24 protein-coding genes are annotated in these 24,102 nt (G+C 56.5%); 13 read left to right on the top strand and 11 right to left on the bottom strand.

Annotated features, from left to right (window positions below):
• The first annotated feature begins 154 nt into the window (after window positions 1-154).
• On the top strand, window positions 155-3,514 hold the full coding sequence (locus ACSVIK_RS02670; protein ID WP_442442833.1) for a UvrD-helicase domain-containing protein: 3,360 nt from the start codon (window positions 155-157) through the stop codon (window positions 3,512-3,514).
• Window positions 3,515-3,516: 2 nt separating this feature from the next.
• Here the strand turns inward: ACSVIK_RS02670 and ACSVIK_RS02665 are convergent, their stop codons facing one another.
• Genes ACSVIK_RS02665 through ACSVIK_RS02650 form a run of 4 tightly spaced genes read right to left on the bottom strand, consistent with a single transcriptional unit; the run spans window position 3,517 to window position 5,386 of the window.
• Window positions 3,517-4,041 carry a hypothetical protein gene (locus ACSVIK_RS02665; protein ID WP_442442832.1) on the bottom strand — a complete coding sequence of 175 codons (525 nt, stop codon included), beginning with the start codon at window positions 4,039-4,041 and terminating at the stop codon, window positions 3,517-3,519.
• Window position 4,042: 1 nt separating this feature from the next.
• On the bottom strand, window positions 4,043-4,267 hold the full coding sequence (locus tag ACSVIK_RS02660; protein WP_442442831.1) for a hypothetical protein: 225 nt from the start codon (window positions 4,265-4,267) through the stop codon (window positions 4,043-4,045).
• Entirely contained in the window at window positions 4,264-4,947 is a 684-nt protein-coding gene (locus ACSVIK_RS02655) for a Crp/Fnr family transcriptional regulator (protein ID WP_442442830.1), read from the bottom strand. The genes ACSVIK_RS02660 and ACSVIK_RS02655 overlap by 4 nt, the downstream gene beginning before the upstream one ends.
• Before the next feature lie 25 nt (window positions 4,948-4,972).
• Entirely contained in the window at window positions 4,973-5,386 is a 414-nt protein-coding gene (locus tag ACSVIK_RS02650; RefSeq protein ID WP_442442829.1) for a 30S ribosomal protein S10, read from the bottom strand.
• Between the two features lie 522 nt (window positions 5,387-5,908).
• On the opposite strand from ACSVIK_RS02650, the gene ACSVIK_RS02645 reads away from it, so the two are divergent.
• The gene (locus ACSVIK_RS02645; protein WP_442442828.1) at window positions 5,909-6,277 is read left to right on the top strand and encodes a PilZ domain-containing protein; all 369 of its coding nucleotides are present in this window, start codon (window positions 5,909-5,911) and stop codon (window positions 6,275-6,277) included.
• Window positions 6,278-6,727: 450 nt separating this feature from the next.
• On the opposite strand, the gene ACSVIK_RS02640 is transcribed toward ACSVIK_RS02645, so the two are convergent.
• From ACSVIK_RS02640 to ACSVIK_RS02630, 3 genes are read right to left on the bottom strand one after another with little or no spacing between them, the layout of a single operon-like run.
• Window positions 6,728-7,873 (bottom strand): hypothetical protein, encoded by a 1,146-nt coding sequence (locus ACSVIK_RS02640; protein ID WP_442442827.1) that lies wholly within the window; start codon window positions 7,871-7,873, stop codon window positions 6,728-6,730.
• A gap of 2 nt (window positions 7,874-7,875) precedes the next feature.
• Window positions 7,876-8,406 (bottom strand): tetratricopeptide repeat protein, encoded by a 531-nt coding sequence (locus tag ACSVIK_RS02635; protein WP_442442826.1) that lies wholly within the window; start codon window positions 8,404-8,406, stop codon window positions 7,876-7,878.
• Window positions 8,403-9,437 (bottom strand): DNA replication terminus site-binding protein, encoded by a 1,035-nt coding sequence (locus tag ACSVIK_RS02630; protein WP_442442825.1) that lies wholly within the window; start codon window positions 9,435-9,437, stop codon window positions 8,403-8,405. The genes ACSVIK_RS02635 and ACSVIK_RS02630 overlap by 4 nt, the downstream gene beginning before the upstream one ends.
• Window positions 9,438-9,439: 2 nt before the next feature.
• On the opposite strand from ACSVIK_RS02630, the gene ACSVIK_RS02625 reads away from it, so the two are divergent.
• The 3 genes from ACSVIK_RS02625 (at window position 9,440) to ACSVIK_RS02615 (ending at window position 13,014) form a co-directional block, all read left to right on the top strand.
• Entirely contained in the window at window positions 9,440-11,242 is a 1,803-nt protein-coding gene (locus ACSVIK_RS02625; RefSeq protein ID WP_442442824.1) for a hypothetical protein, read from the top strand.
• Window positions 11,239-11,832, top strand: a complete 594-nt coding sequence (locus ACSVIK_RS02620; protein ID WP_442442823.1) for a DUF922 domain-containing protein — start codon at window positions 11,239-11,241, stop codon at window positions 11,830-11,832. The genes ACSVIK_RS02625 and ACSVIK_RS02620 overlap by 4 nt, the downstream gene beginning before the upstream one ends.
• Window positions 11,833-11,904: 72 nt before the next feature.
• Window positions 11,905-13,014, top strand: a complete 1,110-nt coding sequence (locus tag ACSVIK_RS02615; RefSeq protein ID WP_442442822.1) for an endonuclease/exonuclease/phosphatase family protein — start codon at window positions 11,905-11,907, stop codon at window positions 13,012-13,014.
• A gap of 16 nt (window positions 13,015-13,030) precedes the next feature.
• Here ACSVIK_RS02615 and ACSVIK_RS02610 read toward each other — a convergent pair whose 3' ends face one another.
• Complete coding sequence (locus ACSVIK_RS02610) at window positions 13,031-13,693, bottom strand: helix-turn-helix domain-containing protein (protein WP_442442821.1); 663 nt, start codon at window positions 13,691-13,693, stop codon at window positions 13,031-13,033.
• Window positions 13,690-14,376 (bottom strand): hypothetical protein, encoded by a 687-nt coding sequence (locus ACSVIK_RS02605; RefSeq protein ID WP_442442820.1) that lies wholly within the window; start codon window positions 14,374-14,376, stop codon window positions 13,690-13,692. Before ACSVIK_RS02605 ends, ACSVIK_RS02610 begins: the two co-directional genes overlap by 4 nt.
• Before the next feature lie 185 nt (window positions 14,377-14,561).
• On the opposite strand from ACSVIK_RS02605, the gene ACSVIK_RS02600 reads away from it, so the two are divergent.
• From ACSVIK_RS02600 to ACSVIK_RS02590, 3 genes are all read left to right on the top strand, one after another.
• Window positions 14,562-16,961, top strand: a complete 2,400-nt coding sequence (locus ACSVIK_RS02600) for a UvrD-helicase domain-containing protein (RefSeq protein ID WP_442442819.1) — start codon at window positions 14,562-14,564, stop codon at window positions 16,959-16,961.
• A 91-nt stretch (window positions 16,962-17,052) separates the two neighbouring features.
• A complete protein-coding gene (locus ACSVIK_RS02595; RefSeq protein ID WP_442442818.1) occupies window positions 17,053-18,330 on the top strand; it encodes a DNA methyltransferase in 1,278 nt (425 codons plus the stop codon).
• A 179-nt stretch (window positions 18,331-18,509) separates the two neighbouring features.
• Window positions 18,510-19,235 carry a hypothetical protein gene (locus tag ACSVIK_RS02590; RefSeq protein WP_442442817.1) on the top strand — a complete coding sequence of 242 codons (726 nt, stop codon included), beginning with the start codon at window positions 18,510-18,512 and terminating at the stop codon, window positions 19,233-19,235.
• Window positions 19,236-19,294: 59 nt separating this feature from the next.
• On the opposite strand, the gene ACSVIK_RS02585 is transcribed toward ACSVIK_RS02590, so the two are convergent.
• Entirely contained in the window at window positions 19,295-19,654 is a 360-nt protein-coding gene (locus ACSVIK_RS02585; protein WP_442442816.1) for a histone-like nucleoid-structuring protein, MvaT/MvaU family, read from the bottom strand.
• A 491-nt stretch (window positions 19,655-20,145) separates the two neighbouring features.
• Here ACSVIK_RS02585 and ACSVIK_RS02580 point away from each other — a divergent pair, with 491 nt between their 5' ends.
• Entirely contained in the window at window positions 20,146-20,409 is a 264-nt protein-coding gene (locus ACSVIK_RS02580; RefSeq protein ID WP_442442815.1) for a hypothetical protein, read from the top strand.
• Window positions 20,410-20,438: 29 nt separating this feature from the next.
• On the opposite strand, the gene ACSVIK_RS02575 is transcribed toward ACSVIK_RS02580, so the two are convergent.
• On the bottom strand, window positions 20,439-20,771 hold the full coding sequence (locus ACSVIK_RS02575; RefSeq protein ID WP_442442814.1) for a hypothetical protein: 333 nt from the start codon (window positions 20,769-20,771) through the stop codon (window positions 20,439-20,441).
• Between the two features lie 65 nt (window positions 20,772-20,836).
• Between ACSVIK_RS02575 and ACSVIK_RS02570 the strand changes: the two genes are divergently transcribed.
• The 4 genes from ACSVIK_RS02570 (at window position 20,837) to ACSVIK_RS02555 (ending at window position 23,977) form a co-directional block, all read left to right on the top strand.
• Window positions 20,837-22,207, top strand: a complete 1,371-nt coding sequence (locus ACSVIK_RS02570; RefSeq protein WP_442442813.1) for a hypothetical protein — start codon at window positions 20,837-20,839, stop codon at window positions 22,205-22,207.
• Window positions 22,208-22,359: 152 nt separating this feature from the next.
• Window positions 22,360-22,854, top strand: coding sequence for a hypothetical protein (locus tag ACSVIK_RS02565; protein ID WP_442442812.1), 495 nt, complete (start codon window positions 22,360-22,362; stop codon window positions 22,852-22,854).
• A 191-nt stretch (window positions 22,855-23,045) separates the two neighbouring features.
• Window positions 23,046-23,471: a hypothetical protein gene (locus ACSVIK_RS02560; RefSeq protein WP_442442811.1), complete on the top strand. Its 426-nt coding sequence runs from the start codon at window positions 23,046-23,048 to the stop codon at window positions 23,469-23,471.
• 53 nt (window positions 23,472-23,524) lie between these two features.
• Window positions 23,525-23,977, top strand: coding sequence for a response regulator (locus tag ACSVIK_RS02555; RefSeq protein ID WP_442442810.1), 453 nt, complete (start codon window positions 23,525-23,527; stop codon window positions 23,975-23,977).
• Window positions 23,978-24,102: the final 125 nt, after the last annotated feature.

Here is a 24,102-nt window from a genome sequence, read left to right as displayed (position 1 = left end):
GCGAGCCTTTCAGGTTTGGCTCAGATTATTGCAGTGATGCGTAGCTGGCGCATATCAGTGCCTTTACGACTGATGTTTGATCCAGATCTGCAGCACGGCTAGTGGCACAGAAACCCGCCGTTATTCTGGGTGCATCTGCTAAGGAGCACCCGACATGACCGCATTCACCCCGCTGAACACTCAGTTCCACCTCGATCCCATCTTTGCTGCGATTGCAGCGTTGAACCCACACGATGGTGCTGCTCGAGCGCTGGCAGTTGATCCGCGTCGTTCGATGATTCTGCTGGCGCCGGCGGGCTCGGGCAAAACAACCACCCTGCAGCTTCGCATGCTGGCTTGCCTGACTGTTGTCGAGCGCCCTGAAGAGGTCTTGGCGATCACCTTCACCAACGCGGCGGCCGCAGAGATCGTAGAGCGGGTGATTAGCGCACTGTCGATGGCGGCCATTGGTTCCGCCCCTGTAAAGCCTCACGAGGTTGTTCAAGACCAACTCGCCCGCCAGGTACTGGCTCGTGACAAGCAGCTGGGATGGAACTTGCTGCTGAACCCTGGCCGCCTCCGCATCATGACGTTCGATAGCTTCTGCGCCTCTTTGGCGAGCAAGACTCCTATCATGGCTGGTCTTGGCGGCGGCAAAACCTCTGACGATCCTTCTCTGGTGTATCGCCAAGCAATTCTGAGCACCCTTGCCGCGGTCAATGATCAAGACGTGCCTGAACAACTGCTTGAAGCACTGCAGGCGGTGCTGGCGTTCGCAAAGAATCGTTTCGAGGACCTGGTGCCGCTGTTCGAAGTGCTGCTGATGAAGCGTGACCAGTGGGCCGGGCGAATCCTGTCTCTGGATATCGACTCCATGACAGCAGCTGTCGCTCGGAGTGTGGAGGGTGCAGCTGAAGAGGCGATCGCTGCAATCTCGGTGCCTGAGATTACCGGGTGCATGCGCTGCCTGGAGACTTCCTCTGGCCATCTTGAAGGTTTCGAGTGGGCTAGCACGATCCCAAGCCTGGTACCGGATACTGAAGGCCTCGCCTATCTGCGAGCCTTTAGCAGCTTCATGCTGACCACGACTGGTGGCATTCGTACCCGCGTTGACTCTCGGCAAGGCTTCCCGGCCAAGCACCCTCTGACCAAGAATATGAACGAGCTGCTGGGCAGCATCAAGGAAGGTGGCGAGTCGGCTACCTATGCCAGCGCTTTGCAACTTCTGGCCACCCTGCCAGACGTATCTTTTCCTGCTCGTTCGGCTGAGATGGTAGGCCACCTCACCGTGATTCTGCGTTACCTGCTGGCGAATCTGACCCTGGCCTTCGAATCGACCAACTCCCTGGACTTCCCGGAAGTGGCGCAGCGTGCAATCCAAGCGCTGGGCAATGGTGAAAGCATTGGTGATGCACTCCTCGAGGAGGATCGCATCACCCACATCATGGTGGACGAGTTCCAGGACACCAACCAGGCGCAGTACGACCTGCTCAAGGGCCTAATCGAACACTGGGAGGAGGGCGACTGTCGGTCGATCTTCATGTGTGGCGATGGTTTCCAATCCATCTTCCTGTTCCGCGGTGCGGATCTGAACCTCTTCACGTCGATTGTCGAGGCTGGCTCGTTCGGGCCTAAGACGATTGAAGTGAACCGTCTGGTAGTGAACTTTCGTTCGCTGCCGGGTGTTGTTCAGTGGAACAACGAGACCTACAAAGAGGTGTTCAAGGGCTCGGCATATGAGTTTGTCCCGTCGGTGGCCATGCGTGAAGGTGATGGCGGCATGCTGGTGCATGCACTGGCCTCTGGCCCCTTGGGTGAGGCTGAGGCTGTTGTTGAGGAGGCTCGCAAGGCCTTGGCTGCAGATCCAAACCAGTCAGTAGCAGTTCTGGTGCGCGGCCGCTCTCATCTGCAGCACATCCTGCCGGCATTCAAGGCCGCAGGAATCGAAGTACGCGGTCAGGACATCCAGCCGATCGGTGAGACGATGCCTGTGTCGGAGTTGATCTCGCTGATTCGGGCGTTCTGGCACGTTGCTGATCGCACCGCCTGGCTGGCGCTATTGCGTTCAGCTTTTGTGGGCCTTAGCTGGGCTGACTGTCTGACTGTTTCTCGAGGTGGGCGAGTCATCCGCGATGCCTTGCGATCGGACGTAGTTCAAAGCGAGTTGAGCGCTGAAGGTCTGAAGCGGGTACAAGCATTGCTGAAGGTGATTGATAGCATCGAACGCTCTGCTCGCGGTGCAGAGTTGGCATGGGCTGTTAAGTCAGCCTGGATAGCCCTGGGCGGCCCAGCAACAGTTACGCGTGGTGAAATGGACGACGTCGAAACCATTTTCCGCCTGCTTAACCAGCACACTGCCACAGGCGCTCTTGTTGATCCGCAAGCGTTCTTTCGCGCCATCGATAAGGTCTATGCAAGCCCGAAAGCCGGCACCGTAACCGTGATGACCTTCCACGGCTCCAAAGGCCTCGAGTTCGATGTAGTGCTTATTCCTGGGTTGAGCCGTACTGGAGGTCGCGATGACACCCCGCTGTTCCACTGGCGCCAGGTTGAGGGGGAATTCACGATCGTGCCAAATCTTGGCGACCTTGATGCATCGAGCCCTGAGAGTCGTTTGTTCTCCTACATGAGCAAGATGGTGCGTCAGGATCAGGTGCAGGAAGTTGCGCGCACTGCATACGTGGCCACTACCCGTGCCCGTGAGATCTGCCACCTGTTCGTCACCGTCGACCGGTTACCGCCGGTGGATGACGAAGAGGTACGTGCGGTCAAGGCACCGGCTGGCTCGTTACTGCAATGCTTGTGGCCGGCGCTTGAGGAGGAAGTCAATCAGGCTGAACCTGCACTGCCAATCACCGCAGAACACCAAACGGGCGTCCCGAGCAAAGCTCGCTTGGCACCCGGGTTCGAGGTGAAGCTTCCGGGCAGTGTCTTTGTGCCGGCCGCGACAAATGACCAGATACCAACTGAGAATGAGCTGAGCGACGAGCTGCGTGATGACGAGGGCAATGATCACCGTGCCAAGGCGATCGGCATCGTCTACCACTGGATGGTCGAACAGATCGGTAAGCAGGGTCTGGATGGCTGGAGTGTTGAGCGGGTCAAATCGAAGTCCCAGGCAGTTGCTTCGCTGCTGCGCCGTGAGGGGTTCCCGCAGGCCGAACTGTCTGTTGGCGTAAATCGAGTGGTCGACCTGGTGTGCAAGACGATCACCTGTAAGCATGGCCGCTGGCTGTTGCAGCCGCGAGCAAGCGCTGGCTATGAGGTGCAGATCAGCTCCTATCGTGACGGCCGCTGGGTGCATCGCATACTCGACCTGTCGTTTGTCGAGGAGAGTGTTTACTTCATTCCTGACTACAAGACTGCAGACTGCCCGGAAGGTATGAGTATTGATGCGTTCGTCGCTCAACAGGTGGCACGCTACCGCGCCAAGATGCTGGACTACGCACGCAGCGTGAAGGAGGCCGGTATCACCTTGCCAACCCGGCAGATGCTGTACTTCCCGGCTGTCGGCCGTTTGGCTGAGGTAGCCTGAGGCTACTTTGGAAAACTGATCTTCCTGCTACCCGGGCGCACTGCAATGCGCCTGTGTAGTGGGCGATCATTGAGAGGCTTGCGTTGCTTCATAGATCCTAAACACTCGCCCCGCATGCCGATGAGCGATCGGAAAAGGGCTTCGTCGTGTGGGATCTCCAAACGCTTATCCTTGAACACCAAGACACCGACTACGTTGCTCTCTCCGAAGGTCTCGCGCGCCAGGCCGATACAGATGATCACCTGGTAGTACTCTCTGTGCCGCACATACCCGGCGTGCCGGCGGTTCTTGAACTCACCTACGACGATCTGACCAGTACGCTTGCCCCGGAAGAGGGCATCGGGCTCGCCTGCCAAGCCGAATGCGTTCAACCGCTTACGTGGGTGCCCCTTACCTAAGTCGGAGCCAACCAGCTCCCAATGCCCTGGCTGCAGGCCAAACTTTCGGTGGATGTCGTGTGGTGCCCGGAGCTGGAGCACCAGGTAGAGAATCACTGCTGCAGCAATGATGGCGAGAATCGTGACCATGCTAGACCTTGATCACACCGAGGTAGAGGAGTGCGCCGAGGATAGCCGCGACCAGCAGGATGAAGCGGAGCTTGCTGGGGGAGGCACCAATGCGCTGGTGTGCCTTAGTGCCTTCGCGAGCAGCTTTGGCGTTGTAGGGCTTCCCACCTGCCTTGATAAAGGCTGCCGGGTCCTCTGCGTACGAGGCTAGCTTGGTTACGGCAAGGTTTGATCCACGCTGAATCATGCGTGAGCCATCATTGGGGCGCGGTAATAGAACGTCTTGTAACCGTTGAAGGCAATGGTTCCTTCCTCCTCCAGCGTTTTGAACGCTCGGCTTCCGGATCGACGCTCGACCCCTGCCAGGGATCGAATTTCTTCTTTACTGGCCATTACTTCGATGCCGCGATTGGTATCACGGGCATCCGGATGCTCAACGAGGATCTGTATGACTCGCTTGATGCGGTCAATGTCGAGAGAGAACTGCATGTGAGCTGCCTGCGAGTGCTTCGTCATGAGGTCCAGCTCACCCGCCATCAGCACAGTTTCGCTGTGTGGGTTGGCAATGATGTAGTCGTTGTATTTCGACTTGGGGACCTTCAGGAGATAGGTCTTCGCCCGGGTTTCGAAAACGAATGAGACCTGACGCTGGCGCATAGGCCAGATAATGTCGCCTGGTCGCAGTACATCAACAAAGACACGGCGATTCGGAGTCTCAGGCGAGGCACCAAAGGAGACGACACTACCCTGCAGGACTACATAAAAGTCACCGCGGTTAGTGTCGATCATGGTCTTTGCAGGCACCTCAACGGTAGAGCCCATGTGGACGCCGTGGATTAACCAGGTTGACCAGGGGCCCTTCTGCGGTGAGGTGTCGAACCAGGCCGGCTGAGGGGTTTCGTAAACTGCGAGGGTCGGATTCTTCATCATGGATTCTTGGTACCGTCGGCCTTCAGACATCGCTCTTCAGATCAAACGCATCCTGCTGCGTGTCGATCTGGATGTTGACGGTGCTGGGCATCGATAGTGCGATCAGGGAGGCGATCGCGTCTGATGTAGGGTTCATGACCAGGAGCACATTGCGCACCCGTTTGGCATTTGGGCAGTACATCCTGGAGGCGTCTGGGTTCTTGGCCTCGCGGAGAATCAGATGTCGCCGGCGTTGAGTCGGACAAGCAAGAGGGCCTTTGACCTTTACGCCGTGAAAGCGAAGAAGCGCAGTCTTGATGGTCTCAGCTGCTTGGCGAACTGGCAGGTACTGCATGCCATCGATGACGATGAAGAAGCTTTCGGACGAGAAATCCGACCGCATGGACTTGGGGTCTGCTAGATCCCAGGTACGCACCGACTTCGCTTCGCTGAACATTTGAAAGGGCCTGATTACTCATTCTTGCCACTAATAGTGGGAAGGGAGTGCCCCAAATCTCGCGAAAATCAGATCAGAGTTTCAGGTCGGCTATGCGCTGGTGGTGGTGAAGTGCACGGGCAAACGCCAGCTGTGCCCTGTGGAGGCGCAGCGCGCCTAGTAGAGAGGGGGCCTGGCGAACTCGAAGCGTATGCGGGCCGGCCAGGGCGCCAAGGACTTGGTCGTACAGCTTGATCAGCGCAGGGTTGTCGATACGCTCGACCTTTGGGAGCAGTGATTCATGTCTCTCTAGTGCGTGCTGGATTAACAGCTGCTTCCAAGCTAGGTAACGCGTGAGCAAGGCAAGTGGTCCTTCAACGGAGGGTTGATAAGCGGATCAGCCCGCCAGAAATCGGTGCGGGGGTTTCGCCCAGAAGGTCTCGTATGGCGCTGATAGTATTCCGATTCCAACGCGGTTTCAGCCGAAAGAGGGCAACCAACTCCCAGGTGCTGAGCAGCGGTCACTAGCAAAGGAAACACGGGATGGACGCTTCTAATCGCCGCCACACCAGGTACAAAGTCACCGAGGGGTCCCTCGCATCACAGCGCATGCGCAAGGGTGGTCTCTTCGGCAAGCTGCAGGGGTGGAGTGATTGCCGTATCAGCGATCTGTCGATTGCTGGTGCTCTGGTTATGACTCAGAAGCGGCACGGCCCGGGAGATAAGGTTTCGTTGGAGCTGACTACCCGGAGTGGTGAAAGCCTCGTGTTCCTCGGGAAAGTGGTCAACATCGGTTCAGAGCACAGGCTCGGTGGCTACCGGCTGGGCATCGCGCTTGATGAGGCGGAGGAGGGCAGCAACGAGTTCGACTTTCTTCACAGTCTCTCTTCGCTGTATCAAACGTCAATTTAGCCCGCCCCAGATGCACGAAGGCCCGACCATTGCTGGTCGGGCCTTCAGTGTAAGTCGAGGAAATGCAACGGCACCCAGAGGCGGTAAGGTTGTAGAGAGGGGGTGACTTAGGAGTTAGGAGGTCTAATCGCCTATGCATTTCCTCAAAAAATCGTTCTTATCCTCCATGACGCCGTCAATTTTCAGACGGTGAGTCCCATTGCCCACATTTTCCACGATAGACCACGTCTTGTGAAGACGCGAATCTCAATTTCCAATCCATGGAAAGGGCAGTTCTACTGGCTTCAGTGAGCTTCTTCACAGTTTGGGTGTTGATGTAGCACTGTGGCACGTCTATGTGACCATGGCGTCACAAAGAAGTTTCATCCTATTCCTACAGATTAAGCGTAGTTTTTTGACACAAAATGCCAAGCGGTTCGCGCCGTATGTTTGCGCATGCAGAATCTTTTGCTAGCCGAGTGCCGGTCGGCCAAAGATTCTGGACAGAACCGAGGCACCCTTTGGCTTCTCATCTGGCACAAGCTGAACCGTTGTGTAAACCGGCCCACCGGCACTGGTGTGATAGACCAGTTGAAGGTTATGCCGCTTTAGGCCAGTGAATGGAGAGGCAAAGATCAGCGCGCTATTCATCTCGCTGTTGCTGGAGAGAGGCAGGCTGCGATCGTAGCTAAAAATCAGCCTGGTCTGGCAGCGAGTCCACAGCTCCTCTGAAGGCGCGTCGACCACAAGGACTAGATTCAGGTCGATTGTGCTTGCCAGTCGGAACCCAGCTTCGAGGGTGGCTTCGTCGAGAAGGAGCGGGACGCGGTCAATGATCAGGGAGCTACCGCGTACCGCATTCTCACCCAATGCAGAGTGGTGAGCTGCTACCAGCTCCTCCAGGGTATAGGTGCGCTTGGGGACGATCGAAACTGCGAGCCGAGAGTCTGGAGTTTGCCCCCGGGCACCGAGGATGTAGGAGCTATGGTTCTCGCTTAGCGGCTGCCGAATCACGACATGACCGCTGTTGAAGCGATTGATGTAATCGTCACCCTCAGTGTTGCAGCGGACCAGGCCAACTTGAAGGTCCTCGAGATGGTTGAGGCAGATTTCTTGGTCAATCCACTGAGATGTTTGCTCCGCCAGGTTATGGATGATCAGCGTGGAGCCCGAGTAGTCCCGGCCCAGCAGATACTGACTTGGCGGCATGGTGTTTGTCCGGCGCTTGAAGCGAGCAATTTCAGCAGGCTCAGTGGAGGTCGGATCGATCTTGTCGCGGCGTGCGTAGTTCTTCAGCGCCTCGAAGTCCGGAAAGCCCCACATAGCCGCGATGATGACACCTTGAGGTGTAGGGCCGAGGAGCGGCCGCAGTTTGGGGGCAACCAGGTTCTGCGCCATTCGAACGAATTCCATCATCTGCAAAACGCTGTCATCCAGGGCACGGATCTCTGTTGGCGTTTTTACCTTCTGCAGGCCGGCAATAGGAGAGAGAAGGGCATCGGCGTTGTCATCGAAAGTCTCGTGGCCATAGGCGCGAGCAACGATGGCATTTGCTGTCTCTGTGCTCAGGCCCAGGCTGAGGTTGCCAACCAGGCGGTCTCGTTGCTCGATGTACATGATCAGGAGTCCAATAGGTGGGTGATGGGGCCGTGGCGCTCAACAAAGCTCAAGTAGGCCTCGTGTAGCTGGCCGTCGGAGTCATGTTCAAGCGTGCCGGCGAGGAGGCGAAAAGCACGATGAAGATCGGGCTTGATGTCGTAGACACCGTTCTCGACGATCTCAACGAGCGCCAAAATCGCAGTGACATAGCCTTGGCTCGCTGCCCGCTCAATGAAGGAAATGCCCTTGTGAGTATCGGCATCCTCCCTCTGTTTCAGTACGTGCTGCATGCCGTGTGTGTACAGCGCTACACGGGAGGCGGGGGTGGCGACGCAGGCCATTCGGAGCCAACGATCAGCGCTTACATGATTCGCCTCAACACCGATGCCTTTCTGCAGGCAGCGAGCGACTTGAAACATCGCATCGCCGTTTCCATCGTTGGCCATCTCCAGAATGTCGTTAAAGGCATTGGCGCGGCAGCGATCATCAAGCGAATCCAGGTCGCGGGTGAGGCTGGCCAGGCGAGGAGTGGAGCTGTTGTGGTCGATCAATTCAGATTGCCTTCTTTGAGGTTTTGCAGTCGCTTGACGCGGGACAGCTTATCGCTGATTTCTAAGGGCTCGGTCCGGTGATCACGGTACCGATAGAGGTTCATTGCTTCGTTCCATGGAGACGGCTCAAGCTGAGCATTGCTGTACTTGGAGCGAGGAGCAGTGAGGCTCTTAGGGTCGAAGTTGTTCAGGGGTACAACGATTGGAGCTGGATGCTCCCTGTCGTATACGAACGGAACCGTAGACATCGGCTTAGATGCCTCAGGGCAGGTCCCGTCGGCTAACGGGGAGTGACTAACCCGAGCGCGTACATGAGCCCGGACCGGGCGCAACAGAACGATCTGCTCACCATCGGGCAGTCCGAAGAGGACGTTGAGTTGCGTCTTAAGGCGCCGTTCAACAGACTTTTCATGAAGGCCTTCGAGGTCAAAAGGTTGAGTCATCTCCTTAGGGACGACCTGACCGTCGACAGCGTTTTGTTGTAGCTGCTCAAGCAGCTCCTTCTTCAGACCAGAGACCTGGTATCGGTCAACTGAAGTCCCTACATTCCAGAAGAATGAGATCCGATGCGGGCACTCAAGGATTACCGTCTGGCGTAGCGCCTGCAGTGCAGAAGTAATGCCTGTGCGCTTCCATACCGCCTGACGTGGTCTCCCGGCCTGAATACCATGCACCTTCAGATAGAGTTGGTTCCGCAGATCATTGCAGTGCCGGACCTGTTCCAGTAGGTCTTTCGGCAAACCAATCGCACCAGGCACCCGCAATGTAGAGCGAGGATTTTGGTTGGGACGCAGGTGAACGGACGTCAATGCCTCCACCGCTAGATCGAACGCGGTATCCCCCTCCAGCGGCTCTACTTGGATGCTGGCTGCTGGGTTGACCCTATCTGTTTCCCGCAAGTCGATGCCAAAAGCCGCGTCGAGCCTTACTAGGTCGCGATTTTCGATAAGCCCTGAGCGGAGAGTGTGAAGCGCTTCAACCAGGCGGCTGGCAGCGTCGATCGCATCAGTCGTTGTTGAGGTGCTGGTCATTCGTGAAGCCTGCAAATCGGAGTGTTGAGAGCAACATAACGGGCGGATCTAGATTTTCCAGCCGGGGTTTTGAAGTCGCCACGGAGTATCGCGCCGTTACACTCGACGGCAAACCCAAAATCGAGCTTCGAAAATTGTCCCTTTCCCAAGCGTTTTCTAGCAGCAAGAACCTGAAGGATTTGGCAGCGGCCTGGATTCAGCACGTCAAACAGCAGTTCCGTGAGCAGGCGGTACCGCTCGATACTCGGCTTGATTTGGACAGCACCGCTCCGTATGTGGCTCCTGCCGCACTGGTGGCCTCAATCGTCGATCGATCTGGCATACCACTCGACCGTCCTCTTCGCGTTCTCATCCTTGCATCCGATCCTTTGATTCGAATCGATGATGCGGCTTGGGCGAGCCTTGCAGGGGATCTGCTTGGCCATCCAGGGCTGATTGAGGTTGTACTGTGCGTTGCCGTTGAGGCCCCCAGTGCGTTCTCGCCGATCGCGAAAACCCTTCGACTCCCTTCTGCGACGGTGTCTGACCATGTCGCCGTCCGTGCCGGCTGTTCAGCTGCTGTAGACCTCGCTATATGGCTGCACCCGGCCAATGAAACCTCGGAGTCGATCGAGGTAGACATGGCGGACACAGCTGTCGCACTGGCGCACGCCGGCGTTCCCACCTTCGCTGCTGTATTCAACCTCGCAGACCTGCATTCGCAGAACTATTTGCTTGATGACAGGGCCGTGATTCTCGAACCCATCGGTGGTGAAGTCCGCCGGGGATCTCCAGCTATCAACCGGTTCGGCATAGCCACTGCTGGTGCTGGAGTTGAAGGCGGCTGGGGCGCCATTCTTTCCCAGCTGAAGCCTTGCAGCCCAACGTTGAGCCGGGAAGAGGTGCTGTTGGCCAAAACGGCGCTGCGGCTCAGAAACATCGAGGGCGGCCTGCATAACTCATGGCAGTTCGGGCAACGCATCAACGGAGTTGCCTTCAATCGGATCATCCCGCTCGGCCTGCTGGGCAATATGGCCCTGGACCCTGCGACCGGCCACGTACTGATCGAGGACTTCGCGACGAAGGAGCTGCGCCTTTCTGGCCACCTCTGGGCCTCGAAACTGAAGACCATACCCGCGAACGACGCACAGAAGCTGCTGCTATGGGCCTGTGATGTACGCCTCTGCTTCCAGATGGATCTTCCAATGGAGGAGAAGAAGCGCGCCGAGGCTCGCGAACTGTTGGAAGAAGCGTTTGCGGGAGGACTGATTGCGGCTGGCATCGCTTTGGCCCGTAGCTATGAGTTGTCGAACACTGAAGACGGCATGGAGAAGGCAGCCGCTCTGTACATGGAAGTCGGTGAGCAACATCCGCTGAGTGCCTACTTCCTAGCGCACCAGGCCGCGGAGCAAGGTTCGTCCGCGGAAGCCGAACGGCTGATGCGGGTATCAGCTTCGTTCGGATATCCGCTGGCGCAGACAGACCTGGGCAAGATCCTCTTCACCAGTGAACGCGGCAGCGAGGCTCTGCCATTGTTCCGCGCTGCTGATGCCGTTGGTGATGCTGATGCAGCATTTGTTCTGGGTGAGCTGAATGCGCAGGCCGGCCGTTTCATGGATGCCCTGACACACCTTCGCAAGGCGTGGACGTATGGCCACGCTGGTGCTGTTGAGCTAGCAATCCAAGTTGCGCAGCACATGCTTTCGATTGGTGAAGGTAAGCGTTCGCTGATCAAACGAGAGCTACGAGAGGCACAGGACTGCCTTAAAAAGCTAAATCGTCGCTCCGATGCGCAGATGCAGATGAAGGCTCAAAGCGAAGCGTGATCAGACCACTGGTTCTGAGGTTCAGCCTGCTCATGGCCACGTCAGTAGCGCCTGCCTATGGAGCTGCTGCAGAACCGCAGGTCGACTTTCAGATCGTGCCGTATGAGGTGCAAGGCCGGAACCTGAGCGAGGTATTGGCGAGCATCGCCAAGAGCGCTCCGAGTCGTGACGGTGACGCCTTCTATGCTGGCCTGACCACCTGGCAGTTGAGGTCAACCTATGACCTGGCTTCCGTAGAGAGGGGCTGCAGGATCGAGAATGGCTACGTGCACCTTACCGTGCGAGTCCACCTACCAGTGCTCGTGTCCCCGAGGCTGAGCGGAAACGCGGCCGCTGAATGGGGGCGCTTCACCAAGGCGCTGCGCGTGCACGAAATTCTGCATGCGCAAAACGCTCATCGTGCTGCAAAGAACCTTCTTGCAAAGCTCCAGGGCCGCTACACCAACGTTCCGTGCTCCAGAGCAGGACACCTGGTGGAGAAGGGTACGGCGGCCTTAATCGAGCGAATAGCTCAGTTCGACGTCGAGCTGGATGCATCCACCAAGCATGGGGCCACAGAAGGGGCCCATCTCGATACATCCATCCCATAAGCCGGTTGGGGCACATGGCACTGCAGCTGAAACTGTCGGCCAATTGGTGTCCTGAATAGTCTGGAGAAAAGCGTGAAACGAGTAGTCACAGCTATTGCGCTGGTTTTGGTCTGTGTCTGTGAGGTGGCTGGTGCTGCTTCAATACGTGTTGGCACCTGGAATTTGATGCGTTTAGGGGAGAGCAACAACAAGTCCTATGCCGCGGTAGCTGCGGTTGCAGGCACCGTCGATCTGTTGGCTATACAGGAGGTGATGAACGAGCAGGCCTTAGCTCAGCTCGAGTCAGCGGTTGAAGCGCGCACCGGTGAGCAGTGGAGTGTGATTAGCTCCAGCCCGGCCGGAAGCAAACGATACAAGGAGAGCTACGCATTTCTCTCGCGTGACAGCGCCGTGCGATATGAGGATGGTGCGGTTAGCTACTTGGATCGAAAGCGGGTGTTCATCCGTGAACCATTCTCTGCACGATTCCGTACTGCGAACGGGGATACCTTGGTTCTAGGGACCGTTCATATTCTGTTCGGGCAGGGTGAAAGAGACAGGATTCCCGAAATACAGGAACTCAGCCGCTACTGGGATTGGCTGGAAGAGGTATATCCAGGTGAGCAGCTGATGCTTGTTGGAGATTTCAACATGCCTCCCGGGCACCCAGCCTTTGCTGAATTGAGGATGAAGGCCAGGCCGCTGATCACCAGCGGTGCTTCGACACTATCGCCGAACGGAGGCTTCGCAAATTTGTACGATAACGTCTTCGTGGCAAAACGGACGAATCTCATCGTGACGCGGAGCGGAGTCGTGAACTACCCAGCGATGCTGAAGATTAACCACAAGCAGGCAAGAGCGTTTGTCTCCGATCACGCACCGATCTTCATGCAGCTCGGTGCAAGCCAGCTGCCTCCGGGCGTACAACTCATTTCTCGAGGAGTGGCTTCCGGCCAGGCCCTATCGACAGCCGGCGCTGTAGCGGGGCGGCTAGAACAGGTCGCTACTTTGGGCCAAGGCATGTTTCAGAGGGCGCCGGCACAGCGAGATACTGCTCCGATCCACGCGAATCGGAACTCTGGTGTTTACCACCTGCAGAGCTGTCCCTACTACGGTCGGATCTCAGCTAAGAATCTGGTGGTATACGCCGGCGAAGCAGATGCTCTGAAGGCAGGGTATAGAAGGGCGGGCAACTGCCCCTAATCTAGGGGCAGAGCTACTACAGGGATGGTGTTTCGTGATGGACGATTGTCTTCCGACCGCTTGAAGTTATGAGGCCATCTTGATGCAGCTCCTTCATCACCCGGCCAACCATCTCCCTGGTGCAGCCAGCTAGCTTCGCCAACCCAACCTTGCTGATTTTCACCTGGTACCCATCCGGGTGCGTTGCAGCGTCTGGCAGGGCGCAAAGGTCGACAAGCGCGCTTGAGATCCTCCCCCGAGCACTGAAGAGGGCGAAACGCCCGACTTTCTCCATGGCCTTCATGGAGAATCGAGCCAAGCCATTGCAGACCTCAATCAAGAGATCAGGGTGTTCCGCAGCAAGGGCGAGAAGTTGACTGCGCTGCAGTTCAACCACGATGCAGTCAGTCTTTGCTTCCGCATGAATGCGTAGCCGCTGTTCAGCGGAACGATCCCCCTCCGGAAAACCGAACACTTCATGCGGGGCAACGTGAGTGGCGGTCAATTCCTGCTCCTGCTCGCAGTCGACAATCTGAATGGAGACTGCACCACGAACAACCAAGTAGATGGCCGCGTCGGATGCGCCCAACGAAGCGATGGGCGAGCCGGCCGTAAAGATATGAGTCTGTCCTAGAGCTTTCAGCTGAGCGACCAGGTGCCTATGGAACTGGACTACCTCAAACGGGACTTGCTTCATCATTGCTTGATCGCCCCTTCGACAGATGCTTGGAACGAAGCGAGCTCGGACTGCTGAGAAGCGATTTTTGCTTTGAGTTCATCGAGGTGGAGAAAGAGGGTGACGGGGCTTTTCAAGAGCGCAACACCAGGCAAGGTATTGGGCAGTGCAACGTCTGCTTCACTTATCGCCTTGGCGCGCACCGGGATGTACCAGTCTGCATATCCACTGGCCATTCGCTCGCTGGGGTTTTTATAGATAGATGGTGCGTCTTGTTCTGGAAGCTTCAGCATCTTCCTGCACTCGAGCGACTCGTAGCTGTAACAACCGATCCGTAAGTCGCCATCCAAGATGCCCTGCTCTAATGCAACTCGCTCAGAGCAGGCCAGGATGCCGGAGAAGCCAAACAGGGCCAGGACCAGCCCTGTAGCGTTGCCACTGAAAAGGTTCAACACCCCATAGACGAAGATGAGCCCGCCGAACACAGTGCCGTGGAATTCGAGCCCCAGTCGTGTGCTGAGGAATGACGCGTGTTGCATGTCGGCATCAGTAAGCCCTGATTGAGCGGCAATGATCAGCGAAGCTACGACGCACACAACCAAATACACAAGGCACATCAGCAGCACAGCAATTGCCATTACGCCTGCAGCACGATTTAGCAGACTATTCGGCGATTGCTCTTGAGTAGGTATGTTTTCAGCGTTCATGAGTGCTCCGTCAGATTGTGTGCCGGTCCACGCATGGTGGAACCGATGCTGACGATAGCGACAAAGCGGACTCGGGATTAGTCAAAACAGGTGTAGGAAAATCCGCACGCATTTTGGAGTGCGGTCCAGCTCAGGTGGCTCCAAACTTTCGGCTCATCAGAAAGCAGCCGATAGGGAACCTCGCAGTGAGTAGCCAGGCCGACTCAACAACCACAAACGATCATCTGTCGCCATCCAAGCGAGTGCTCGCCGCGTTGTTGTCTGGCGGTTTGGACTTAATTGGAGCAGTACACCCTCGCTCGGTTAAGGAAGGGCAAAAGCGATCGGACCTGCCGCCGGCGCCGGCAACACCTCAACTCGACTTTGAGGTGCCCAATGTGCGGATACTGCTGCAGTACCGGCCTGAGAATGTCAGTGCTGTACCTGGAACCGATGTTTCACTCTTCAGTGAGCAACGTTTGCCGGCCACCGCCGAAGCGAAAACTCGCATGCGCGCCGACTGCGGAAGGTATCTACCACCGGATCAGCAACCGACTGCGGAACAGTGGAAAGCTATTCACTCGGTCACCGCGACTACGAGCATCACTGGCGCAGCAGGCACCGGTAAGACCCAGTCGATCCTCCTAAGGGTGATCTACCTCCACATCTACCTGAAGGTGCCGCTCGACAACATTACCGTTCTGACCTTCAGCAGGGAGGCTAGGCAGGACACAGCGGCGGAGCTTCAAGCGCTCCTGTCAGCGTGGCAGGTCGACATTGCTCTGCAGGTAGCCCTGTCTGTCGTGAAAACGCCAAGATCAGCCGTAATTGAGCAGGTGAGGGCAGTCCCTAACCTGGGCGGGTGCATGCCCTTCGAGGTGCTGAATGATAGGGCCCTTGAGTCATTGGATGATGGCCGGCCACACGACACGCCGCTGACGCCACGGCAGCAGAAGGAAATGTCGGCATGCCTTCATCTGCTGTACCGGTCCGATAAACGCTTTGCCGATCTGATGCAGCGCTTGTTCAAGGCATCTCTGCAGCTCCAACGTCTGGAGGTTGATGCGCCCACAGTCATTCAGCGAGCGCCGATGGCGTGGAAGCTCAGCACTTACGATGATGAGATGTGCGATGTTCTTGAGGCGCAGTGGAGCGCCGCGGGTATGTGGCCACTCGAAGGCATTCAGCCCCGAAGGCAGGAGTTCAAGATCCGAGGTCATGCCTTTAGCAGCAACGGTTACATACCCCAGCTGGGCATGTACGTGGTGCTGGGCTTCGATCGCAGCGAAAACCGGCACGCAAAGAGATCTCCGGCGGCAGTTCGTGAACTGTATAAGGACGTGGCCATCAAGAGGACCATGCTCCAGGCATACTTCGCGGAGCCCCTGCTTCATGTCGATTCTTATCAGGAGGCCCACGCACTTGTAGGTGCCCTGAAGGAGATCCAGAGAACCCCTCCATCCTTTAGCTATCAGCTGGAGGGAAGCGCTCAGCCGGTGCCATTGCTTGAGGCATTCAACGCCGCGGCTTCGATGATTGACGCTTTGGGTCTTGAGGTAACGACAATCCCGGCCAGGCTGAACTTTAGGGCGGGGAGCGCAGACAGCGTATTTTTTGAGGCCCTGGGCATCTACTGGCAGACCCTGGAGCGTCAACTTGCATCACTAGCGCAGCCAAGCTTTCCCTTCGGCCGGCTGTTCGACATGTTCAGCGAGAGCCAGCCGGAGAATCTTCGACATGTTCCAAGTTCGGTGCTCATGCGCTGTCGCCACATGTTGGTCGACAACGGAGAAGACCATGTGCTGCCTGTTGCGAGCTGGATACGAGGAGTGCTGGCAGAGATCCAGCGAAGAGACTCCAGCAAGCCGTACGATCCGGGGCACTGCTGCAGCTTGCTTGTCGCAGGCGACGCAAACCAGTGGGCCTATGGCAGTTCCGGGACGGCACCCAGACTACTCGCAGGCGTGGAAGAGTCATTCCCTGCAGGCGGAAGCTGCAGCTCATATCAGCTTCAGGAATGTTTTCGCTCAAACCAGCTGCTTATCGATGCTGGGCAGAGTCTGTTGCTGAAGCTAGGCAGTGGCTATGGACGGAACACAAGAGCTGTAGGCCGCGTTCGTGGAGAGCCTGCACCCGTCCAGATCCATGAGAAGAACGAGGAAGTACTCCTGCAGGTGTGCAATGAAGCGCTCGCCAGGCGAAACCAGGTGCTCGTTCTGATCGATGAGCAACAGGATCACGCCTGGGTCGATGCCACCATTGGCGACCTGATACGCAAGGAGCGCACCGAAGGAGGCCGGAGAATTCGAGTGCGGTCATTCCACAAGGCGAAGGCGCTTCAGGCAGACGTCGTGATTCTGGTCGGTGATCCGAGCGCTGGTGCATCGTCATCCTATCGAAACCAGTTGTACAAACTGGCTGGCTTCAGTACACGGGGCGATGCTGCGCCGGCGGACACGGTACTGGAGGGTGAGGCGCTTCGCTTGGCTTACATCGCGATCACCCGGGCTAGGCAGAGCTGCCATTGGTTCCCAAACCGAGTAGAGCCTGTGCGGACAGCGACCTCACTGGTGTCGCTCTCAGATGAGCTGTTCCAGCGGCGGTGAGCCGTCTGTTCCTGTGGAGCTTAGGGGTTCTGCCACATCTGGTACCGCCTGATATTCGTTTCACAGATAGCACTTCACCGCCGAGGACCAAATGAAAGTGAAGCGAGCAACGGCTAAGGCCCCGGGGCAGGGTGAGCTCTTCAATATTGAGCACATCGCTCAGATTTACAAAGACAACCCTGAGACTGCGCTGGATAACCAGACGCTCTACCGCATTGTCGCCAACCGTGTTGGCCTTCCAAGTGAAGCGATGCAAGAGAGAGTCCCAATCGGGAAGAGTGGCCAACAGCACAACCTGGTTCACCGGCAGATCCGCTGGATTCAACAATCGCTGAAGAAGATGAACGTGCTCTGCCGAGTGGAAGGCGAGCGTGGCGTGTGGGGGCTCACAGAGGAGGCCAAACGGGATTTGAATGCCGTGAAGCCGGGCGTGAAGGTTCTAGGATTTCGCACTGACCTTGGAGTGGCCATCCTTGGGCGTAGCGGCGACATCTTCAAGAACCTTGACCAAGAGGTAATGTTGATCGTCACTTCCCCTCCGTACTGCTTGTCAAGGCCTAGAAAATATGGCAACCCCAAGCCCAATGAAATCATCGATTTCATCATTGAAACCATCGCCCCCCTGCTGGACAAGCTTTCCCCGCAGGGCTCCTTGGCGCTGAACACTTCTAATGATTTGTTCATGCCGGGAAGCCCGGCACGCTCAACCTACCTCGAGCGACTGGTGATTGCGCTTGAGGACACTGGTCTTTCGCTTATGGACAGGATCGTATGGTCAAACCCAAGCAAGGCTCCTGGGCCAGTTCAGTGGGCGTCGAAGACAAGGCAACAGCTAAACGTAGGGTGGGAACCTATCCTTTGGTTCGCCAAAGATCCGTTGCGAAACAAGGCGGACAATCGTCGTGTGCTCGAGCAGCACTCGGAAAGGCACCTAAAGCTCATCGCTGCTGGTGGAGAAGCTCGGGAGGCTTCCTACAGTGATGGAGCCTACCGTCTTCGACGTGGCAGCTTTGGGGCGCCTACACCGGGCAAGATCCCCCGTAACGTCCTCATACGTGGGCATCGGTGTGGATACGGCCTTGCCTACAAAGAAGCAGCCACGAACCTGGGCTTGCCAGTCCATGGTGCAGGACAGCCGCTTTCCGTCGCAGATTTCCTGATTCGATTCCTCACCGAGGAGCGCGATCTGGTCGTCGACCCATTCGGCGGGAGGATGGTAGCGGGCCTGGCTGCCGAAATGCTCAACAGGTACTGGATGTGCGGGGAAATGATGCTCCAGTACGTTCGTGGCGGTGCTGAGCTCTTCCGGGAACGGCCGGGCTTCTATCTGAATCCCCAGATCGAACAGGCGTTCTCTCAAGCGATGTGAAACTAGCCTGGGTGTACTTGCAAATTCATGCAGAGTTTCTGCATTGAATTTGCTGACAGTGTTTTGGGTGGCGAGTGCGTATGCCATTGGGCAACCTCATGCGTAACTGCTGCGAAGAGCTTTAACGCATGAGCAACTTCAGCGGCCACCCTTAGCCCAGCTTGTTGGAATTCTGCTTGATGAAGAAGATCCAGTCCCTGTTGCCCGTAGACCTCAGCCTGCCAGAGCGTCAGCTGATGGAGGACGGCACCATGTTCGTCAGGCTTCCAACTCTCGCCGAACTTGATCAGTTCTGGCAGGAGCACAAATCACAGTTCGAATTTGCCTGCGAGGGGGTCAGTTGCCGGAAGCCGGTCTTTCTGCGGGAGTATGAATGGATCTTCGGCCCGACAAAGTCATCCGTGGTTCGTGCGGCAATGCGCTGGGAGCGTATTGGAGTTGGCTGCGAGTTCTATGACCAAGCGGAGTGTGATCCGGAGAGTCACGAGGCGTTCTTCGTCAGGCGAGAAGGGCATCGCCAGAAGCAAATGCTGAAGGGCAAGTGGACATCTGCAGACGAGAGCGACTATCGACGTGACTGTTTACTGCGGCCCAGGTCGAGCTATCGAGGTTGGTGGCAGCTAACGAATCTCCCTCGAGGCTATGACAAAGACACCTGGTTCAACCCGGCAATCCAGCATGAGGAGGTTTGCGATCCGCAAATGCCGATTGAGCAAGTTATGGTAAGGCTGCAGGAGCAGACCTTCGACGACTGGAAAGCATCTGACGTCGACCAGGTCGCGTACCATGACAGGGCCAGCATCGCCGAGACTATTCGTTACTGGCGAACAGAAAAGCGGGAAGGGCGTGATTACTACGGCTGCGAAAACGAGCCGGCCGGCAGAATGAAAGCAGCAACGAACTGAATGATCACGCATGAAAAAGCCAGGCATTTGCCTGGCTTTTTCATTTGGGAAGGCGGGGGTTAAACCACCCAGCCCTTCACTGTATCGGCGCCGAATTTGGCTTTCCAGGCTTTGAGGGTTGTATGGTTGCCACCCTTGGTCTCAACCACTTCACCAGTGTGCGGGTTCTTGTAGCGCTTCAATTCCCGCGGCGCCCGCTGAGCCTTTCCGGGCTTGGTAACGGTTTTGCTGGTGCTCTGAGGGTCGAGGATAGCAATCATGTCGCGCAGATTTTTGCCGTATTCAGCCATTAGCGCTTTCAGCTTGCTCTCGAACTCGAGCTCCTTCTTCAGCGCGTCATTGTTCTGCAGATTTGCGAGGCGCTGCCGCAGCTCATTGATGGCTTCTTCTGTCTCGCGGTACTCGTTTATCAAACTCATGCTCAGGCCTTGTTAGGGTTGGTTCGTTGGCACAATTCAGCATACCAGCATCATTGGGATATTGGCGTTTGACCCGAGGGATACACCATCTCTATGACGATTGCTACGACTGGTGAACGCAGTTGGTTGAACCTGCTATACCAACTAGACGATGGTTGGTCAGGAAGGCTCACTGATGACGACCAGGGAGATTACTGGGCGCCCAGATCTGGAAGACGTGATGAGCCTGATCAAAAAGGAGACTGAAGGATCAAAAGGGAGGGACGGATGCCATATTTTGCCGTTAATCTTTATTAACGGCGGTTTGCGAAATGCACATTTTAAGCTGGGGAAATGTCTACTTTTCTCTCTTGGCGGCACATCGATAGTCTTCGACTCATGCTGCTGACCTAGAGTTTATACGCTCGCTACCAACCTTCTGAATTCGCGGACGAATGGTGCCTTTCATCTGTCAGAATGGTTCATACCTTCCACTGACTGAGTGCTGCATCGTGGCGAATAACTGGGAACTGGGACTGATCGCAGTAGTTGAAAAGGAAATCGCGCAACTCACATGGCTCATTGAGCAAGAGCAAGCCGGCGACGAGGAAGTTGAGGCCAACGATATTCACGCTCAGGTCAGCCGTATTGGTGGACTTACTGACCTGGTCCACGCCGATGGCTTTCCGCTCAGCGAGACAGGTATCGCCAAGCTTCGACAGCAAGGCGAGAAAGTAATGGCGCTGGTGCGTGAGCGTTTGCGAGGCGGCAAGTAAGAGCACTTGTGGGTTCGCCTGGGACTATCTCAGCCGAACAGATGCTCGCAAATGGCATAGAGGCCAAATCCGACAGATGCCAAGACGCCTAGGGTTAGCAGATTTCCACCTGGTGGATTCGCTAGCGCTGAGCGGTTGAGTTCCCAGGTTTCTTGCTTGCGCAACATCTTGCGAATGGTCGCCGCGACAAACTCACGGGCGATAACCGCCGCAGCGAGTATGGCAACCGTTCCAAAGACGGTCGGCACCACCAGAACGAAGATCCTCGCTAGCACGCCCAGCTGAGCCCAGTTCTGCAAGATGAGCGTGCAGGTGAATACCAGGAGTGAGAACCCCAGAAGGCTTCCGAGCAGCCTAGCCATGGTTCGACCCTCCCCTGACTCTAGGTAGAATTGCGCACCGGCGTAGCCAGAACCCTGAGTCACCCATGAGAAATCGAAAAAACAAAGTGGCGCGCGGCATTACCCGCAGCGCGCTCTCCTCCCCGGATGTCCAGGGGTGCACCAACTTCGATACCAGCATCATCTTGCTTTCGAGCTTTGCCAAGCCGGACGCATCGTTTCTTCGAAAGGCCATGCGCCCTCCTCGCGCTGCAGATGCAAACGATCCTGCCAGGATAGATGCCTACCGTCTCATTGTGCATGAGGTGACCCATTACCTGGATCTGACCACCACCCTGTGGGGACTTGAGTTCCTGGTTCGCAGAGATCGTGCCCTGGCCGGCCTGGCGATCGGCGACCATAACGCGCTGGAGGTGGCCATGCTGAACTTCTCAGAGCTGCAGATGCACTGGGAACTGACCAAAATCCACCAGAACACTCCGCTGACCGAACTAGAGCCGGTGTGCCAGGTGCACTACAGCCAGCGCCATGGAGCCATGGTTACTGTTCTTTTGTACAAGCATGGTGAGCGTGTGGCGGAAACACCACTCAGCATGCTGTCGTTGATTGAAGCGAACGCCCTCGCGAGTGAAGTAGATGCAGAGTTGCGTTGGTACACGATCAAGTATGGATACCTGCCAGACGCCCATGAGGCGCGCATAGCGTCAGGTTTGGATGGGGTCCTAAAAAGCCCGAAACGGCTTGAATACAATGTGCTACACATCATTGCGAGGCGTTTCTTTCCCGGATTGGATCTGTCTGCCCATGTAAAGCTGATCATGGCCATCACTAGCTTTACTCTCAATCTTTCCACAGTGGAGCTTTCGAGGATTGGTGATGGACTTTCGCAGCAGCTCGATGGCGAGGCCTGGGAAGCAATTTGCATGGACATGCGCAGAGGAATGTCTAGGAACATCGTGGCGTTCAAGGTCATAGAGATGATGTATCGGTATGCGACTGCACTCGGCCTTGGCTATCCGGAGCTGTCGGCGGCTATCCAGTTGAGGCATCAGGAACTGATTCGAGAGAGTCTGAATTTCACTGGTGTCCTGCCTGGGGGAATGAACACCTACCGAGGGTTAGCAGATATTGAAGCCAAGGTTCTTCTGGGTGTCCTCAGGAGCGATAAGCATTGCTACGAGCCAGCGGGTCACTTGCAAGCGATCACTCGGAATCGCCGTATTCGATCAAGATGCTTGTCCACTGCTGCAGGGCTCCGACGTTTTCGATTACTTGATCTGGTACTGGGTGATGACAGCGTGATCCGGATGCCTACCAGGCTACGCGCTGATGTGCAGAAGCTGAATGACACTGTGCTTGATCAGGGGGGCGGCGAGTTCTTGAGGCAAATAAATAAGCCAGAGGTCCCTCAGAAGTTTCACCTGCCGCCTGGTACCACTTGGGTGAATCTGTCTTAGGGCCGGCGCAACTGCTGCTTTCGCTCGCATCTGCTGATACGAATTCCAACGACCGTTTTGGATTGCAGTCGAGTTTTGCGCCGGTAACCTTTCTGTGAGTTTGTACAGGGGCGTTCGCCCCTTGCCCCTCGCCACTCACTGAAAGGTCAAACATGAAGAAACTGATTTCCGGCTTCGCCCTCTCCTGCCTGGCATCTACCGCATTTGCTGCCACTGACGCCTATAAGCTCGATGTTCAACTCACGAAGGATGGGGTTGTCGTCGGCGCTTATTCCAGCATCCTCGATAGCAATGTGACTGGTCACTATGAGAATGCCCAGATCCGGCCGATTACCGATTCGATCGAGATCGATGGTCAGGGCAACAGCCACGAGACAAGCAAACCGCTGAAATTAGGTTTTGTCTTTAGCGGTACCCCGCAACTGATGTCGGACGGAAAGGTGCTGCTCTCCTACGACTTCGAATACACCGAGTTGCTCGAAATGCGACTGCAACCTGTTGCCGACAACGTCAACATGTCTCTGCCTGATACAGCGACCCTCGGCTTCTCCGCGTCGATGTTCACCGAAAACGGTGAGCCGGTGAAGGTGATGTCTGAAAACCAGCGCGGCAAGTATGAGCTCAGCATGACCGTGACGAAGCAGTAACCAGTACTCCGGGTTACTGGGATCACGCGTCGACCAGTCGCCCGCGGTGGGTGGCTGCCAGCCAAGTGGAAAAGGTGACATCGTTTTGAGTACGAGGGCAGAAAAGCTTCAGATACCCTCCCCTGGCGTTGAAATGAGGGACTGGGCCGTTATACCGGTCCCTACCAACCCAAACCAAGGAAAGTATCCCAATGAAGTATCTCGCCCTCCTCGCTCTCGGCCTCGCCACGTTGACTGGCTGTACTACTCACCTGGCAACAGGGCAGAAACAAGAGCTGGCCGTTTACGAAAGCAAGGGCCTCGTTGTTGAGGAGAAAAGTGTCGCCACGGCCGCGGTGCTCGGCCTGCTTCCAGGTGTACCTTACTGCTATGTCCGTAGCTATGGGCTGTGCATCGCAACCATCCCGCTCTACCCATTCCTGGGGCCACTGTGGCAACCATTCGATGTTGCCGGCGCCGCGAAGGCAGAGAATTATTACGCGACCCGCGCCGAGGTTGAGCGCCAGAAAGCAAAGGCTCTTCGCGAGATCGATCATAAGCTCGAGGACAAGCAACTCACCTATGAGCAGCATATTCGGGAGCAGCGCACGATCGAGGCGCGCTACTCGGCCTATTGACCGCCCTGCCCGGCCATGTGCCGGGCTTTAACCTGAGCTAAGCCAGAGGACGTATGAGTAACGCCACTGAAGTCGAAGATACCGTGAAGCCGAAAGCCTTCGAGCCCGCGAAAACCAAAATCCTCATTGTGGATGACTCCCCGACTGACACTTACGTTGCCCGAAAGGTCGCCGAGCAGCTGTTCGATGAAGTCAGGAACGTCCACAGCGTTCAGGACATGTTTGCCGAGCTCAAGAGCTTCCGCCCGGACATCTGCACAATGGACATCAATCTGTCCGACCACCTGAACGGTATCTCGCTTGTGGCTGAGCTGCGTGCATCTGATGACGACCTGAGTGTTATGCCCATCGTCATGGTGTCTTCACGACAAACGCCGGCGGACAAGCAGATCGCTGAGAACGCTGGTGCATCCGGGTACATTGTAAAACCCGTCACCGTCGAATCTCTCCACGAGATGGCTTGCAAGCTGATCCCTGGTTTCAAACCGGTGTCGTTCACGAAGTAGCTCTGACTTCGGTTGCTATGCATTAGGTGGGCCGCAAGGTGCGGCCCGGCTACCTGGCAGCGCTAGGTTGCCAAGATGTTCCCCCTCCCTCCTCCTCTGCACTCGGGCACCTTTGCCTTCTGGGC

The sequence above is a fragment of the Pseudomonas sp. NCHU5216 genome, assembly GCF_052156495.1.
Lineage (GTDB): Bacteria > Pseudomonadota > Gammaproteobacteria > Pseudomonadales > Pseudomonadaceae > Aquipseudomonas.
The sequence above is the reverse complement of the archived record's forward strand: the minus strand, read 5'-3'. Positions and strand labels throughout refer to the sequence as shown.